15 protein-coding genes are annotated in these 14,345 nt (G+C 42.1%); 4 read left to right on the top strand and 11 right to left on the bottom strand.

Annotation, left to right across the window (positions count from 1 at the left end; all coding sequences use genetic code 11):
• Positions 1 to 762: 762 nt before the first annotated feature.
• Positions 763 to 1,167 (top strand): hypothetical protein, encoded by a 405-nt coding sequence (locus IQ276_RS39925; RefSeq protein ID WP_193914663.1) that lies wholly within the window; start codon positions 763 to 765, stop codon positions 1,165 to 1,167.
• A gap of 660 nt (positions 1,168 to 1,827) precedes the next feature.
• Here IQ276_RS39925 and IQ276_RS39920 read toward each other — a convergent pair.
• The 3 genes from IQ276_RS39920 to IQ276_RS39910 form a co-directional block, all read right to left on the bottom strand.
• Positions 1,828 to 2,496 (bottom strand): hypothetical protein, encoded by a 669-nt coding sequence (locus IQ276_RS39920; RefSeq protein WP_193914665.1) that lies wholly within the window; start codon positions 2,494 to 2,496, stop codon positions 1,828 to 1,830.
• A gap of 235 nt (positions 2,497 to 2,731) precedes the next feature.
• The gene (locus IQ276_RS39915; protein ID WP_193914667.1) at positions 2,732 to 4,354 is read right to left on the bottom strand and encodes a relaxase/mobilization nuclease domain-containing protein; all 1,623 of its coding nucleotides are present in this window, start codon (positions 4,352 to 4,354) and stop codon (positions 2,732 to 2,734) included.
• Positions 4,332 to 4,784, bottom strand: a complete 453-nt coding sequence (locus IQ276_RS39910; RefSeq protein WP_193914669.1) for a plasmid mobilization protein — start codon at positions 4,782 to 4,784, stop codon at positions 4,332 to 4,334. The genes IQ276_RS39915 and IQ276_RS39910 overlap by 23 nt, the downstream gene beginning before the upstream one ends.
• 687 nt (positions 4,785 to 5,471) lie before the next feature.
• Between IQ276_RS39910 and IQ276_RS39905 the strand changes: the two genes are divergently transcribed.
• The 3 genes from IQ276_RS39905 to IQ276_RS39895 are packed head-to-tail and all read left to right on the top strand — an operon-like array spanning position 5,472 to position 7,523.
• A complete protein-coding gene (locus tag IQ276_RS39905; RefSeq protein WP_193914681.1) occupies positions 5,472 to 5,966 on the top strand; it encodes a hypothetical protein in 495 nt (164 codons plus the stop codon).
• Entirely contained in the window at positions 5,963 to 6,781 is an 819-nt protein-coding gene (locus IQ276_RS39900) for a hypothetical protein (RefSeq protein ID WP_193914671.1), read from the top strand. Before IQ276_RS39905 ends, IQ276_RS39900 begins: the two co-directional genes overlap by 4 nt.
• On the top strand, positions 6,768 to 7,523 hold the full coding sequence (locus tag IQ276_RS39895) for a hypothetical protein (protein ID WP_193914673.1): 756 nt from the start codon (positions 6,768 to 6,770) through the stop codon (positions 7,521 to 7,523). The genes IQ276_RS39900 and IQ276_RS39895 overlap by 14 nt, the downstream gene beginning before the upstream one ends.
• 151 nt (positions 7,524 to 7,674) lie before the next feature.
• Here the strand turns inward: IQ276_RS39895 and IQ276_RS39890 are convergent, their stop codons facing one another.
• The 8 genes from IQ276_RS39890 to IQ276_RS39855 form a co-directional block, all read right to left on the bottom strand.
• Entirely contained in the window at positions 7,675 to 9,576 is a 1,902-nt protein-coding gene (locus IQ276_RS39890; RefSeq protein WP_193914675.1) for a hypothetical protein, read from the bottom strand.
• 65 nt (positions 9,577 to 9,641) lie between these two features.
• Complete coding sequence (locus IQ276_RS39885) at positions 9,642 to 9,914, bottom strand: hypothetical protein (protein WP_193914677.1); 273 nt, start codon at positions 9,912 to 9,914, stop codon at positions 9,642 to 9,644.
• Between the two features lie 64 nt (positions 9,915 to 9,978).
• Entirely contained in the window at positions 9,979 to 10,380 is a 402-nt protein-coding gene (locus IQ276_RS39880) for a hypothetical protein (RefSeq protein WP_193925513.1), read from the bottom strand.
• A gap of 71 nt (positions 10,381 to 10,451) precedes the next feature.
• Positions 10,452 to 11,882, bottom strand: a complete 1,431-nt coding sequence (locus IQ276_RS39875) for an IS4 family transposase (RefSeq protein WP_193925515.1) — start codon at positions 11,880 to 11,882, stop codon at positions 10,452 to 10,454.
• A gap of 208 nt (positions 11,883 to 12,090) precedes the next feature.
• Complete coding sequence (locus IQ276_RS39870) at positions 12,091 to 12,348, bottom strand: hypothetical protein (RefSeq protein ID WP_193922361.1); 258 nt, start codon at positions 12,346 to 12,348, stop codon at positions 12,091 to 12,093.
• 90 nt (positions 12,349 to 12,438) lie between these two features.
• Positions 12,439 to 12,660, bottom strand: coding sequence for a hypothetical protein (locus IQ276_RS39865; protein WP_193922359.1), 222 nt, complete (start codon positions 12,658 to 12,660; stop codon positions 12,439 to 12,441).
• Between the two features lie 202 nt (positions 12,661 to 12,862).
• Positions 12,863 to 13,057 carry a hypothetical protein gene (locus IQ276_RS39860; protein WP_193922363.1) on the bottom strand — a complete coding sequence of 65 codons (195 nt, stop codon included), beginning with the start codon at positions 13,055 to 13,057 and terminating at the stop codon, positions 12,863 to 12,865.
• A complete protein-coding gene (locus tag IQ276_RS39855) occupies positions 13,038 to 14,219 on the bottom strand; it encodes a hypothetical protein (RefSeq protein WP_235116536.1) in 1,182 nt (393 codons plus the stop codon). The genes IQ276_RS39860 and IQ276_RS39855 overlap by 20 nt, the downstream gene beginning before the upstream one ends.
• Positions 14,220 to 14,345 lie beyond the last annotated feature (126 nt).

Here is a 14,345-nt window from a genome sequence, read left to right as displayed (position 1 = left end):
AATGCACAAAATAGCATTATTACAAATGTAATTAATTACAAATATACATTTGTAACTATAAATTGACTATTTTACCTAGTCATAGTATTTCAGTGACTGAAAGTTAAATTAATTACAATCTTGTCTAAGGCTGGTTGTGATTTGAAGAGAGAACTAAAGCATAGATTTAAACTTATGATTTCTTTGTTTAGGTCTAAATTTATTGATGATATTTGTAAAAGTAAGAAAAAAAAGTAAGAAAAAGTTTGACTAGCCAGTTAAAAGGCTTAAATAGTAAGGGTTTGGGTCGCCAATGCGGTGCAACCTACTTGTGCGGTCGAGGGTTATAAAATTCCTAAAGTACAAAAAACTTTTTTTCTACAGTGACCTCTGAGAAGCCATTGTTCTTATAAAGCAAAGAATGATATAAATTTTCTACCCAAGGAATGATTTAAATTTTCTACCAAAGGAATGATTTAAATAGTTATATCAACTTATAAACATGAATTAATACCAAATTGTCTTTGGTTGTCATTCTGAGCAAAGCAAAGAATCTTGCCAAATGCTTTAATACACTATATTTAGCTTGTTCATGAACATATTCATCTATGGGCTTGGAATGCAACCACTTTTGGTGGTCATCATCACCATAATGGACATGATCACAATCACCGATTGTAGCCGATGACTGTAAGAGCTTGTCAAGGAATAACTTTGACATTCATTGAGTAGTGAAAATCTAATTTCTTAGGAGACTGTTTGTAATTTAAGGAAATGAGAGTGATGGCAACTCGGATCGCAAAAATCAATGCAAATGGACGAGTTCACGATGATGATTCTGGTGATGTGTTTGGTACTGATGAAGAAGAAGCTTACTCTTTTTCCAAAAATGTCACTCTTGAGCAAGGCGGATTTTCAAAGTCTTATGAGGATTCGAAGACGGTCGATGGAGAAGTACGCCTTACTATTAAACTAGATATGCAAGCTGATGGCGCTGGGGTTATTACTGCATCTGGAGTAGTTGAACTCTGGGAAGGTCCCAGTTGGAATATGGGAGGTTCAAAGGGAATTGATGCAACAAATATTATGCTAGGTGAAACGAAGTCTGTTTACGATGGGCGTGTAGATGATAGTGAGGGTGACTGGGCGACTGTGAAGCTGGAAATTCAGAATGCTAACGGAGTGTAATATTAGCTGTTCTGAAGTACGATTATTTACGAGACTCCTTCACAAGCTGTGATACTCAGAAATCTATAGTTAATTCTTCCACCACAGCCCGTCGAAAGCAAGAGACGTGCTATGAAAGCGCCGTCTAACAACTTCAATGCACCGGAGTTTACAGCTTCCTGTTTCTAACAGGCCCAGAAGTAGGAAGCTGCTGCCAATGACAGCACGGTTCGGCAACGCATCATCCAAGAGTCTATCACCAGTTACCCTGGAAACTGTCCCTGCCTCTACAGCACAGATCGGGCAGATTGAATGTCTCTGCACCCGCATGACGTAGGTGGCGGCAGGATTGCGGATGAGATAGCTGGATAGGTCAATTTCATCTTCCAGATAGCCATGTACGCTAAGAAATTTAATAAACTTCAACCGAGCAAGGAAGTTGCGAAACATTGGCAGCCAAAATCCCTATAAATGGAGCTTTTGGGCAAGTCAATCAATTCCGTTTCTTAACTCGCTTTCTTAAAACCGCCCAATTCCATAGTTAATTTCATCATTATTACTTGATGGGTATTGGTTAAAATCTATGTTAGGCGATCGCTTCAATGAGCGCCATTCGTCACATCAATATATATAGTCATTGCGCTACACGTTAGGGCTAATACGTGGAATACAGGACTGAAACTACTTACCAAACCTGATAGTCCAGCAATCGTCTCGCAAATCTGGCGGGAGTTCTGCGGGGAACTCATCAGTAGCATCTATCATGATGCTAAAGTGTTGATCCGCGTATTTTCCTAACCTTTTGATTTCACGCAGCCATTTTGCAAGGTTCTTACCCATAAAATCAGGATTAGACGTATCGAGAATCAATAGACGTACTCCGCTACTAGCCATCCGTCGCAGCCGTTTTTCAATTTGCTTAGATGTAATTGATGAGGGTTTGATGCGGTAGGGGTCAGCAACATTGAAACTCATGACAGCTACACTGTATCGACCTTCTTTTATTGCATCGCCATTATCAATACTGCCCATGAAAATGAAAACTTCGTGGTGAGGGGGGCAGGATTCGTGATCGACAACGTTCAAAACGTTAGTGGCCATTTCGCTGTTTAAATATTTATAAGTTGTCTCTTCGTCCAGCCACAAAGTTGCAAGCCCATCTTTTTCTGGGTAAATGAATTCATCAATGTCTGGGCGAAACTGTCCAACATTAATTAAGGCATACCCTTCGCCAAACTCCCGCTTCATGAAGTGTATCTGCTTAAACGCCTTCGCCACAAAACTTGTATCAAGAAGCACTTGTGAGCAGAAGTCATTTAAAGCTTGCTGCAAAATTGAAATAGCATCCACAATAAACAGGACTGTACTTGAAGTTGATGATAATAACTCATTCTAGTATGTTTAATTGGCAGAAATTTCAGCGATGTTGTTCCACGCAGCACTAACTCAAGCAACTCTTAACAAATAGGCGGCGAAGCGGAGTGTCTGCCGCTGCCTGCAACAAATTGGTTGGCTCCAGGAGTGGATTTGTGGCAGTGGCAGACACCGACTATTTGAGCGAAGCGGTTAAGAGTTGCGCCATCGCCTAGAGGGAGAACCCTTTACTTTGTCTGATTGATTGTTGTTGCTGTTCTTCTATTATCTGTTGCAATACGCGATCTGCTTTTTGCCAAAGCATCAGGTCTTCTCTCTCTACTGACCCAATATGAATAGGTGAATACTCAAGCTCACCTGACTGGTTTCGGTTGACAGACACCCGGAAAATCTCACCTCTTTCATCATGGTTAAACACCAATTCTCTACCCTGTTTCTCCAGAGTGGCACGTTTGAATCTAAGGCGATTTGAGCTAGTTTCTCTTAATTGCCAGTTGATTAATTCAACAGCAATAGGCACAGCCATCGCTAAGAATTCCGATTCTTTACGCTGCTTTTCATCGAGTGACTGTTCTGGTTCTGGCTCAATAGTTGCCAGTTGATTGCTAGCGATTAGTACCAATGCCCTAGCTTCATCAGTAGTCCATTTAGCTGGACTGGCTTTGATAATTTCTTCAACATCCCGGGCGGAATTTTCATCTTGAAGCGCCCGTATAGCAATTTCTTTATCTCGGTCAATCACTAATAAGTTTTGCAATTCCGTACTGTAATGCTTGTATAACTCTGCTGATTTACCCGGGGTTAGTTGGGGTTTAGCTTCGACTATACTTTGAGGTTTATTAGACGAGACTGGAGATATTAGCTGCTGTTTATTTTGCTGAATCGGGGCAGATTCTAGCAATTTATTTAGGCGTTTAATTTCGAGTTCATCCCGTATAGGGTCATAACTTATCCCCAATTCGGTCTGAAGCTTTTTAAATGAACACTTATATTTATTGAGATTACCTCCCTGTTTCCACAGGAGTCGGGGCGAACCATCTTCATTAAGTGAGCCGACATCAATACCAAACTTAATACCCCTTACCCCACCGTGACCGTAATAACTGACGATGGCTTTAACTTGATGCTCTCTCCATAAACGCTCAATTAGCTGAGGCATCGTGGGTTTATTTACTGCCACTTGCTCAATTGCCCGTCGCATTATTTCTTCGCCTGGAAGTCCATCGCGCTCGACTCGTTCAAGTTGATTCCGGGTCATAGCTTTTTGCTTACTCTCCCAACTGCTTTGGAGTTGAGTTAGCTGAAATTCTCGCTCTAGTAGTCGGGCAGAGTGTTCAGAGTGGGCGTAATTGTTCCAGGTACGAATAGATTTACCATCTAGATTATTGACTCTAGATGCAACGATATGGGTGTGGTCATGTTCTTTATCAGAGTGTCGCGCTATAAAGAAGTCATAAGCTGGCAGTTCTGATTCTATAAAGTCGTTAACTAGCTGTTTGAGTTTGGTGTCGTCTATTCTTTTATCAGGTTGTTTAACTTGGGATTCATCACCTTGAAGCCGCGATAGTACAATGACCGATGCCAAATGACGTTGGGATAGATTAGCTAATTCGTCATCATTTAGCGTTCTATCATTTTTCGGTACACTAAGCATTAAGTGATAGCATGGGTCTTTTAGTTGGGGGTTAAGGTGGGCTGATAAGGTAAACTGCTCTACCAGTTCATTAGTGCTTTGACCGTACATATTCCCGCCAATAATTTTGGCTTTCTCTTTCTCAAGCACATATTTAGTAGTACCGCGAAATGATTTGTTAGCCTTGACTTTGGTAATCATTGCCCTGCCTTTCTAGCGATGCTTGAGTGAGTGATTGGCGAGTATGTTCTAAAAGGACTGTCAATTCTTCAATAGTTTTCAGATATGATTTCACCTCATTACTCAGGGGTTGGCTACCAATTTTTACAGCTTCGTTAATAGCTCTAGTCTGTTGATTTAGGTTGTTCCCAATCTTCTTTAGCTCGTAGATAGCCTGTCGGTTCACTTCGGGAATGATTAACTTAGGATGTGGTAAAGGGTAGTCAAATAATCTCGCTCTTATATAGTCACTTTGCACCACTCCACTGCAACGCTGCTCTAGTCTAGCTTTCTCAGCATAGCTAGCCCTAAACGTGATGGTTACTTCTCGCTTTTCATCTGGTGCAACTGACCGATTGGTTAATGTGTCAGCTAGTTGATTGCTAAGATTGGTACGGGGGTCTGGCTGCATAACTAGTTAGGAGTTCATTTATCTGCTTATTTATTTTTTAACCGGGTTATTCGCGCTCCGCTGCGTTAGGCGCGGAGCGCCGAGCTTCTTAGGCGAATAACCCGGAACATTTAATGAAGTCGGAAGTAGGAAGTCGGAAGTCGGAGGTGACAAATTTCTATTGCTGAATGAAAGGTTTTAAATCTCATTTCCTATAATTTACTAGTTTTAAGTTGAGGTTAAAATCCCCATTTACTAACTTTACTTCCGACTTCTGACTTCCTAATTCCGACTTCGTTTCCGGGGGTTTGGGGGACACCCCCAACAAGCAAACACGCCGCTTTACCCGGAGGGTAAAGTAGCACAAAGTGCGTTACGGCGTATTGCTTGCCTATGCCCCCACGACAGGTTAGGGTCAACCAGAACCAGGGGGCACAACGGGAGACTGGGGGAGTCCGAGACTGTGGCGAACCACGAGTGACTCTCTGCAATTTCCTCGGTGTAACCGAGGGCTGGGTCTGTTTAGCAATGCTGCAACACCCTTTGATATCAGAATGTTGATTCATGGGTAACTGCTTTTTTAGACTAGTCTACCTCACGAAGATACAAACCCTTTTCTGTTGATATTCGTCACATCACGACAAGAAACTTAAACTTTTTCTGACCACGTTTTTTTTACAATGGAGTAATTTATTACTAATGCTGAATATGTCGCGCAAACCGAAAGCTGTCCCTTTATCAAAAATCGAAGATATTCAAACCAGTCTCAAACAGAAAGCCGCGACTCCTAAAACTATCAGCCTGTCAGATTTAGTTCTCAGTTTGGCTAAACCTATTCAAGATATGTTAGACGCTGGCTACTCTTATGACGATGTTTCTGATGTGTTTAAAGGTCATGGGGTAGAACTGGCGGCCAGTGGTCTGAAGAGTTTTCATAAAAAGGCAACAACAACAAATGATAATAATTCAAGTAATTCATCATCATCTAAAGCGGTTGATGAATCAGTTAATTCTGACTCCGAGCCAGAATTAACTGATTCATCAACCTCAAATAATGACTCGGCTTTACCAGTAGAACCGGATAGTTCACCAATTGATAGCAGTGAACCATCCGGCTCATCATCATCTAAAACTAGTAAACGAAAGAAAACAACTCCTAATACTTCTTCCCAATTTAATATCACTGATAGGAGTGAATTATGAAACGTATCGTGATGATACTAGGGGGCAAGGGTGGTACAGGTAAGACTGCCTTTACTCGCTTGCTATTGGATGTAATGCACAATAAAAGCATTAACTATCTAGCTTATGACGCTGATACAGAGAATCCAGAACTGTATGAGTATTATCAAAACTTTGGCTCAGGGGTAAGGCTGCTGAATTTCCTAGAGGTGGCAGAGGCGAAACGCTTCTTTACGGAAATCAAAGCCGAATCACCCGACTCAGTAATAGTAGATATGCCGGGGGCATCAAGCAATAAAACTAGGGAGATTATCAGTAAGTTTGGGCTATTCAAGATTGCAGGGGATTTAGGTTATCGGGTAACGCTGGTGACTGTGCTTAACCTTGGTTATTCAGTGATCACTAGCTTAAAAACTATGGCTGAGTTCTGTGGTGATAAAGCTGATTATGTGGTGGTAAAAAATCTGTGCTGGGATAAAGGTTCAGGTTTTCAGCGCTGGGAGAACAGCAAAACATCGGCAGCTATAGCCGAACTAAAAGGTATAGAAATAGAGATGCCAGAGCTAGACTACTCGACCTTTGACACGTTGACAGAGAAAGGTCTACCTTACTCGGCTGCGACTGAAGAGAATGGTTTTCCTTTTGGGGATTACCTGCTAGTGAGTGGGTTTTTAGATCAGGCTAAACCAGAGCTTGAAAAGGCTGGGGATTATTTAGGGTTGCAGCAACCTCTTGTTGTGGTTCCTGCTGAGTCGAACACTACAACTTCAAAACAAGCAAAAGCCACTGCGTCTACTTCTCGTCGGGGTCAAAAGAAAACTAATGAGCAACAATAATAATGGCAACGGCAATCACAGCAATCCTCATTCTGAAACTGCCGATTCAATAGAGAGCAGTGACCTGGGTGAGGTGAAGATAGCATTGGGCAGATTATATAGAGAGTTTGAAAATTTTAAGCAATCACAGAAAACTGAACGCGAAAGAGATAGGGCAGAGTTACAAGCATGGGCGCAAACGAATTTAATTCAGAATCAACTCCTCAGCAAAGCAATGGTGACAATCGAGATGCTGACGGGGGAATTGAAGAATCAGAATCTCTCTTGGAACGAGTTCGAGCAGAGCAACGAGAATTTGAAGCAAGAATTAACTCACTTACTGAGTCAGTCACAGAGTATAAGCAAATCCTCATCGACATTAGAGAGCTTAGAATTCAAAGGGTTAAAGACCGAAATCTCGCAGTTGAAGTCGAACTGGAACGACCTGTTGATTCACACTCAGAACTTGACTATGGTGATTCAGGAGTTGAAGAACACCCCTCCCCCCAAACCCATCACCATAGAGAAAGAGGTTTATCGCTCTGAACCCCTAAGCCAATATGGAATGATGGGGTTGATTACTACAATGTTTGCTTTGTCAATGTTCTTCGCACTCAATCAATTTATTCCGGTAAAAATCTCGAATGATTTCAATAACTATCTACAAGCTATATGGCAGCGTACTGGTTTTACTAATACCAAGTTACAGCGCGTTGAACGATATCTAGGTAGTGACTCGAATCAAAAACGAGGTAGAAGATAATCCAGTAGCTAATGCCAATTAATTTACTGATATAAAGCAGTATTGGTTAGGGATAGTCCAGCTATCCCTAACCAATACTGCTGTCTTGATATCTGTGGTTGATGTCTTTGATATCAGTGTAACTAAATGGCTTTTTGAGATAGCAGTGATATTAAAAAGCAGTAAACCCTAACTTCTCGCTACCTTTCAATTGGTTGGATTCTATAAGTTGTGCAATCGCACTCCTTAAATAGCGAACGCTAGGTTTATCTTCACCCCACTTTCGGCTATTTCTAATCGCAGCAAAGCTGACTGGTGTTGTAACGGCTGAAGTAACAATGTTTAAAATCTGCGACAAATCAACCTCAGAAATACTCACGAATTCTATCTCTGCAATTTCAACCTCTTGGGTAGGCTTTGAGAAAATAGACTCCAGAAAATTTACTGCGTCATCTGGTGCAATTTTCTCCCCTCTGGGCATAACTGCTGGCTGGTGATGCTGCACCAGTTCCGGGAAGAATTTGAGTAATGTTCTTGCTGGATCTGGCTGACCATTTCCTGGGTGTAACTCTATCTTTAGCCAGTCAGGAATCATGCCGAGATTGCCACCGCTAACAGGTTCGGCAAAGTTATTAGGGTTGGCTTTGAAATATTCCCCACTAGCAACATTAATTTTTCGCAATCCACCAGCGCTGACAGACTGAGCTACACAACCAATGAAGTTAACCGATTGCTTAAAGGTGTCTGCTAGTCCTGCTGTGGCCTTGCCAACCACAGAAGTTAAGTTTGAGCCATGCAAGACAATGATTAATGTACCGCCACATTTGGCGAAGCGACTCAGCAGATATTGGATAGCCCAGGTGCGATCGCTCTCATCAAGTAGGGACAGCAACCGCATCGCCTCATCAATCACAAGAAGTAAGTTTTTGTGGGAGTAAGGTTCACTTGCATCTAAGCCTTTAAGAAATTTAAGCAAGTCACGGGCGACTAGTTTATCTGCCCCGTCCGCATCTTTTTCAGGGTATTTAAGAGCAGAAATCAGATTGCAACTAAAGGGGTAAACATCCACCCCGGCTGTAAAGTATTGGGTGTTTAATCCCGAATCTAAAGCTAGAGATAATGTTGCCAAGATTGCTGCTAAGGTTCCCTTACCACCTCGCTGAGTGCCAGCGATCGCTATCACCTGGGAACTCATCATGTCTTCTATTTGGAAACCACTTTGAGTTAAAGCCGCGATGAGTGCGTTTGCTCTATTCGCCAGAGGGAGATGAGTTATAGTCTCTGGTACAAGCCCATTAGCTGATGGCTGTAATTCTGTAGGTCTAGAAAATTCCGAAGCTTGGGGACTGTGGCGAATATCTATCTGTGGTGAAGTTAATTGCTTAATATCTACGGTTGGTGGTAACTGGATTTGAGCTTGTGCGATGGCGCTTACCTCCAACCGATTCACCCGACTGTCAATCGTCACATCTTGTAAATGGAGAGCCATACTTTGATAAGTGGGTAGCTGACGACCCTTGAGCTTGCCAAACCAGCCAAACATCCAGCGATAAGCATAAAAACGTTTTCCTGGCTCAACTTGGGTTAAATACTGGACAATATTTTCAAATTCAGCATGAAGAAAGGCGTACTCTTCTGCTGATTGTCGCTCTAGAAATTTAACGGTATTAGCAAGATGATCCGCTTGATAATTGCTCCGAGTATCATAGTCACCGGTACGAGCTAGAGCGTCTATAAAGTTGCCACGTACAAATGGTATTGGTGCAATTTCTTTAGTGCGATTGGAGTGTTCGACAACAAACCATAACCACGCAGCACCGCCAATTAAACCACCAACTACCGCCAAAGGATTGACCGCATAACAAACCGCTCCAATCCCCCCAGCCAGCAAACCAAGTACACGGGTCATGTCTGCTTCGTTCTCAGAAACTCGGGCCATTTCAAACAATTGCTCTTTTCTCTCTTGCAGCCATTGGGCGAGATTTCCGGCTTCCAAGTGAGACAAGCTAGGATATGATTCGCGCAAATGTTCAGTTTCTTTGGTTGTAATTTTTGGGATATTGTTACTTTGCATAAAACAAATGCCCTGTTGAGTAGTGAGTGCCGCTCGACGAAGATAGTTGTTGAGCGGCACGAGCTTTAATCTTTAGTCAATCGCCAGATGGCAAACCCAATTTCACCCGCCATCATTGTGCCGATATTAAATAAGATGCAACCCAAAATCATGAATGGGGCTGTGTAGTCGAATGGGTTACGAGCTGCAAAGGTGGTGACAATATCGAACACCCAAACCGCAATCACAACTAACCCAGCACTAGAGCGATCGCGTGTCCCTGCGGTCTTGTAGTCTTGCCAAAGTTGGCCTACCAAGTCAATCTTGCCACTAGGCTTGGTTTCAAGCTCATAAACCATGCTGACTTTTCACGGGATGTGGAAAAGAAAGAGTAGTTCGCGATAATCTATCGCGAACCACTTGTTATTCTTTATTATATTTGGAAGTTTCTTCGACTAAATCTTTTAAACCCTGTTTGAGAGTCTCAATTGAACGATCTAAAGCTTCAATTTTAGTCCTTGCAGTAATTTGTTCAATGGCATCTATGTAGGCTTGACTACCAGCCTTACCTAAATGCTTGTACTTGGATAGCTTGCCATCATTTCGAGTCGTAAATATTGGTGTTGTAGCATGTAGTTTATAGTACCAATAAAATTCTTTACGCCCCTTTGCTAGGTAACGAGCGATTCTACAACTAGGTGGCGCAACAGGCGTTGAGTCGTGTATGGCAGCTACTTCAAGTTCCAGACGCTCCTTCATCGAGATCACAAAATCTATACGCTTGTGTAAATCCTCTTGGGCTATGGTTTTTCGGTCTTTCGACATCAAATTAACTCCTAGATTCGCGACTTGTTGTCGCGAACCATATTCCTCCTAACAAAGGCGAGTAACTAAAATCAATATATTGATTTTAGATTTTCATGTAGCAACCAACCTTGGCATAAAGTTTCTAATTCCAACCAGCCTCGCCACAAAACTTGTATCCCAATAGGGCTATTCTTCCTATGTTCTAAGTATCCGCCGAGACGTGCAATTGCTCTAATTGCCCAGTCAACTGTAAGCTGTATCTGCTTTTTTTGTTTGGGTGGAGTACTAGCAAGTAGCACGTCCATTTGTATTTTTGTTAACACCAATTCTGCTGAACTGTGCGGGGAATTCCGGTGTAGATAAGTCATTCGCAGTAATTGTGCCGCAATCACTGTTAAAAAACCTAACATTGTTGACATACTCTCCCCTGCCAAGCGGTAACTTTCCGCTTTACAGCCAGATTTTAGTATTTTGTGATATTCTTCTATCCGCCAGCGATACGTATACCATCGAAGAATTTGAGATGCTTCTGTCTGTGTTGTTATTAACTCGCTTGTCAGTAGCATCCACGTAATTGGCTCACATCCATCTGGCACATTAATTTCTGTTGCAAAGAGCGCGTAAACGTTAAAATTGCCTGACTTTTTTAACCGAGAAGGAGGATTTATTGATACTGGACAATACCTGATCTCCAAGGTGGCAGTTCTTTCTTTTCGCTTTTTAGTTTCAGGTAATTCAATCTCTTTTATAAACTGCACTTTCTGGGATGTTACATACTCCCATAGATAAGAGTTTTCTCCTTCTAAACAACGATTGTGAGCGGCTCTGACAACTACACCTGTATTTTTATTTTTACGTTGAAGTGCGAATACTTCTGCAATATCTCCTTCACGGTCAAAGACATGAATTACTCTTGAGAGTAGTCCCCCATCAGGCATTTCTAAACCTTTAAATAATTTGTTTACTTTCTGAAAAACTTCAACCCATCGATAAGATTCTTTCTCTTTAAAAGCTCTATTCTTGGCGATTAAACGTTCTTTTTTTAATCGCTTTTTTTTTGCCGTAGATGTTTCCTCTGGTGGTGGAGATGCTTTGTGCTGTCGATGCCACAATTTCTCCCATAATAGTCCTAGTGGCTGACCAAAGTCTGGGTCTAGTGCTAAAGAACTATGTAAAATTAGTCCGTTCCCACCATTGCCCGTAGGCCCATAATCATCTCTTTTTTCTAATATTTTTTTATAATCCAGATAAGTAGTATCTCCTACCGCTAATACTATTGGTATGCCATAAATCTCTTGTGCCGTCTGTTTAAAAGATGGTTGGGTCAATTTCTCAAAAGTTGTTTTGGGGTTAGAAAAGAATTCGTAGCCACGTTTGAGGTCACTAGCGCTTTGAAATATTTCTGATAGAGGATGACCATATTTTACTTTTAAAGCCTCCGCAATTAACACTGCTCTGTCGGTCAGACGTTTGTCACCAAAATCACAATCGCGGTACGGGTTTGCTTCTAATAGTTTCATTTGCACCCCAAAATACGATACTACAAGCACCTTAATATTAGAGGACGCAAATTATCTTAAGTCCAGAGGATTGGTTCGCGACCAGCTATCGCGAACCAATCCCCTTTTCCACATCCCGTGAAAAGTCAGGGGTACTAAGGGGATGAAGAAAGGCAAGAAGCAGACCCCGACACCAGCCAAGGCTAAATACAATTGCTTCTTGTACATCTCACTGCACCATTGCTTTTATCAATGCAATTTTTTCCCATTGCTTTAACTCATGCAGTCGGTTCCATGCTGAAGAAGCTTCGTTGCTAGGAGGCTCATCAGAGTCACACGCTAACCATGCTTCATGGGCGATTCTTCCGATTAACCAGAGCGTGTCTGATTCGCTCATCTTCTCTAGTCCTTCGCCCCATGTTTCACACATATCTTTAATGAGTGCATTGTCGTGAGAGAGGGAGTAATATCCTACTGGGTGCGCCATTTTGGTATCCTTTAATGTGTGTACTGATTTCATCTCTGATGCAAGTCACAAGTGCGAACGCTTTTCTTGACCGGGCAAGCGTTCGCACAATTAATCTTCATCAGAACTGTTAGCGAGTTGTACTTTTTCAATGCCATCTAAAACTTCAGATATTGATTGAATGGCATCATTCAAAACCAAGTCGTTTGATGTAGTAAAATGCTTCGATGTTTGTAGCCGACTGTATTCGGGAGTAGCTTGAATCAATCTTAAAGTTTGCTCAACACCAGCAAGGATGATGACTATTTCTTCTGTGCTAATAATGCTGTTCATTTCGCGCCTCGCTTGAACGTGTAACTTACTCTTATTAAGGTTTAGACTGTTGTACAACTTGTGTGATTGCGCCAGATGTAATTGCAAGAATGCCGATAGTTCCAGTTGTTAGCGCTCAAATCGTTTTTGAGAGCTAAAGTAGCCAAAACCAAAAGCAGATATTAGACCAATCACAACTGCGGTAACTGACTGAAACTTGATATTATTCACCCCTCAAAGCCTCTAAGTTATCTAAATTGATTTGACGACCGTTGTTAACGCCTAACCTTTCTTGCACTGCTTTTTCTAATGCCTTTCTCAGCCAATATGCTGGTGTAGTTCCATCCATATCGGCTAACATTCTGATGGCTGGAGTCAAGTCCAAAGGGACATTGTAATTAAGCCGCTTGTTTAACATCAATTTCACCTAAATAAAGTTTTTTCATCTCTGATAAAGCAACGGTTCCAGGATTTTCTGGAATCAACAAATTACTTTCGGGAATGCAAGATTTAAGTAATCTTTCTTTAATCAACATCTGCACAGGCGCGATCGCAAATGCACCGCCACACAAAGTTACTTTGCTGCGTCTGGCTTTCACGGATACGTCATCTAGGGCATAAGCCAAGGGAGAATCTTTCATCCATGAATGAATCGCGTTCTCTAACTCAGCCCCGATGTCTTCCCCATCAGGTGCAATCGCACTTATGCCGTTATCGCCAACGGTTGCAGTTTCTAAAATCTCGCGCAGTTGGGAGGGGCGAATCATTTTAGAAGAATCGGTGTTGCTCAATGCTCTGGAGAATTCTTTGATTAGTGTGGCAACGCCACCGCCACCATTGGGACTACAAGTTACCCGCTTTGGTAATTTGCCGAGATTACTGTATTCGCTGATTGTGGCTGTACCATATCCAATATCAAAAGTATGGAATTGTTTATCGTCAAAGCGTTCGCTTGCCCAAAGTGACGCGCCATATCCCTCTGGAAATCCCAGAAAGCCAAGCTTTGAGAAGCACAAACGGTATCTAACACCATCTACCGCGATCCACTTGCATTGTTCAATGGCTTTTTTTAGTTCTAATGGGGAAGCTAGGGAGAGCGTTGATAAACGAATGTGCAAGGTTCTACGTTTGTTGCTTGTGCCTGTAGATAACTCAAGCAGATTTGGCAGAGATGCGATTGCGCCTAGTGCCAGTAGGGGGAAGTAGTGTACTTTGTGATTCTCGGAATCACTCATTGCTATGTACTCTTTACCTTGCAGTCTGGCGGAGCTACCAACAACCCAATGCTCTACAACATCTTTGTTGTTTTCATCTTTGGCTCGGCTTAGGCTGAAAGCTCCTAATTCTCCAAATGGCACTGATGGTACACAACACACCAGAGATTCAGTCTTCATCACTGGTGTTGTGCCAGTTTCGTTGTTAACAAAAGCCTGATATTTAATACTGGAGCGCCCAGCATCTAGCATCAAATGAATTACCTTTTTTGATGGCATTGATGCTTTCTCTGTTATGGTTTCAGGCTCGTTTATGTTGGGTGCGTTCGCGCTTATAGATGTTGGTTGTTTTTCAGGTCTTGACATATCGTTTTACCCTCAACTTTTTATCGTCACTGTCACAAGCAAAAGTAGTCGTTATCAACTAACGTTTCATGTTTCATGTTTCATGTTTCTGGCGGGTGTAAGTGGCGTTTCACGGTTCTTGTGAGG

Origin of the sequence: Desmonostoc muscorum LEGE 12446, assembly GCF_015207005.2 — a bacterium.
Lineage (GTDB): Bacteria > Cyanobacteriota > Cyanobacteriia > Cyanobacteriales > Nostocaceae > Nostoc > Nostoc muscorum.
This window is presented reverse-complemented; position numbering and strand designations above follow the sequence as displayed.

Bases quoted from the DNA above. Each gene is read 5' to 3' on its own strand.
- IQ276_RS39925 (WP_193914663.1), top strand. From the start codon at position 763: ATGGCAACTCGGATCGCAAAAATCAATGCAAATGGACGAGTTCACGAT.
- IQ276_RS39915 (WP_193914667.1), bottom strand. From the start codon at position 4,354: ATGATTACCAAAGTCAAGGCTAACAAATCATTTCGCGGTACTACTAAA.
- IQ276_RS39910 (WP_193914669.1), bottom strand. From the start codon at position 4,784: ATGCAGCCAGACCCCCGTACCAATCTTAGCAATCAACTAGCTGACACA.
- IQ276_RS39905 (WP_193914681.1), top strand. From the start codon at position 5,472: ATGTCGCGCAAACCGAAAGCTGTCCCTTTATCAAAAATCGAAGATATT.
- IQ276_RS39900 (WP_193914671.1), top strand. From the start codon at position 5,963: ATGAAACGTATCGTGATGATACTAGGGGGCAAGGGTGGTACAGGTAAG.
- IQ276_RS39895 (WP_193914673.1), top strand. From the start codon at position 6,768: ATGAGCAACAATAATAATGGCAACGGCAATCACAGCAATCCTCATTCT.
- IQ276_RS39890 (WP_193914675.1), bottom strand. From the start codon at position 9,576: ATGCAAAGTAACAATATCCCAAAAATTACAACCAAAGAAACTGAACAT.
- IQ276_RS39885 (WP_193914677.1), bottom strand. From the start codon at position 9,914: ATGGTTTATGAGCTTGAAACCAAGCCTAGTGGCAAGATTGACTTGGTA.
- IQ276_RS39880 (WP_193925513.1), bottom strand. From the start codon at position 10,380: ATGTCGAAAGACCGAAAAACCATAGCCCAAGAGGATTTACACAAGCGT.
- IQ276_RS39875 (WP_193925515.1), bottom strand. From the start codon at position 11,882: ATGAAACTATTAGAAGCAAACCCGTACCGCGATTGTGATTTTGGTGAC.
- IQ276_RS39870 (WP_193922361.1), bottom strand. From the start codon at position 12,348: ATGGCGCACCCAGTAGGATATTACTCCCTCTCTCACGACAATGCACTC.
- IQ276_RS39865 (WP_193922359.1), bottom strand. From the start codon at position 12,660: ATGAACAGCATTATTAGCACAGAAGAAATAGTCATCATCCTTGCTGGT.
- IQ276_RS39860 (WP_193922363.1), bottom strand. From the start codon at position 13,057: ATGTTAAACAAGCGGCTTAATTACAATGTCCCTTTGGACTTGACTCCA.
- IQ276_RS39855 (WP_235116536.1), bottom strand. From the start codon at position 14,219: ATGTCAAGACCTGAAAAACAACCAACATCTATAAGCGCGAACGCACCC.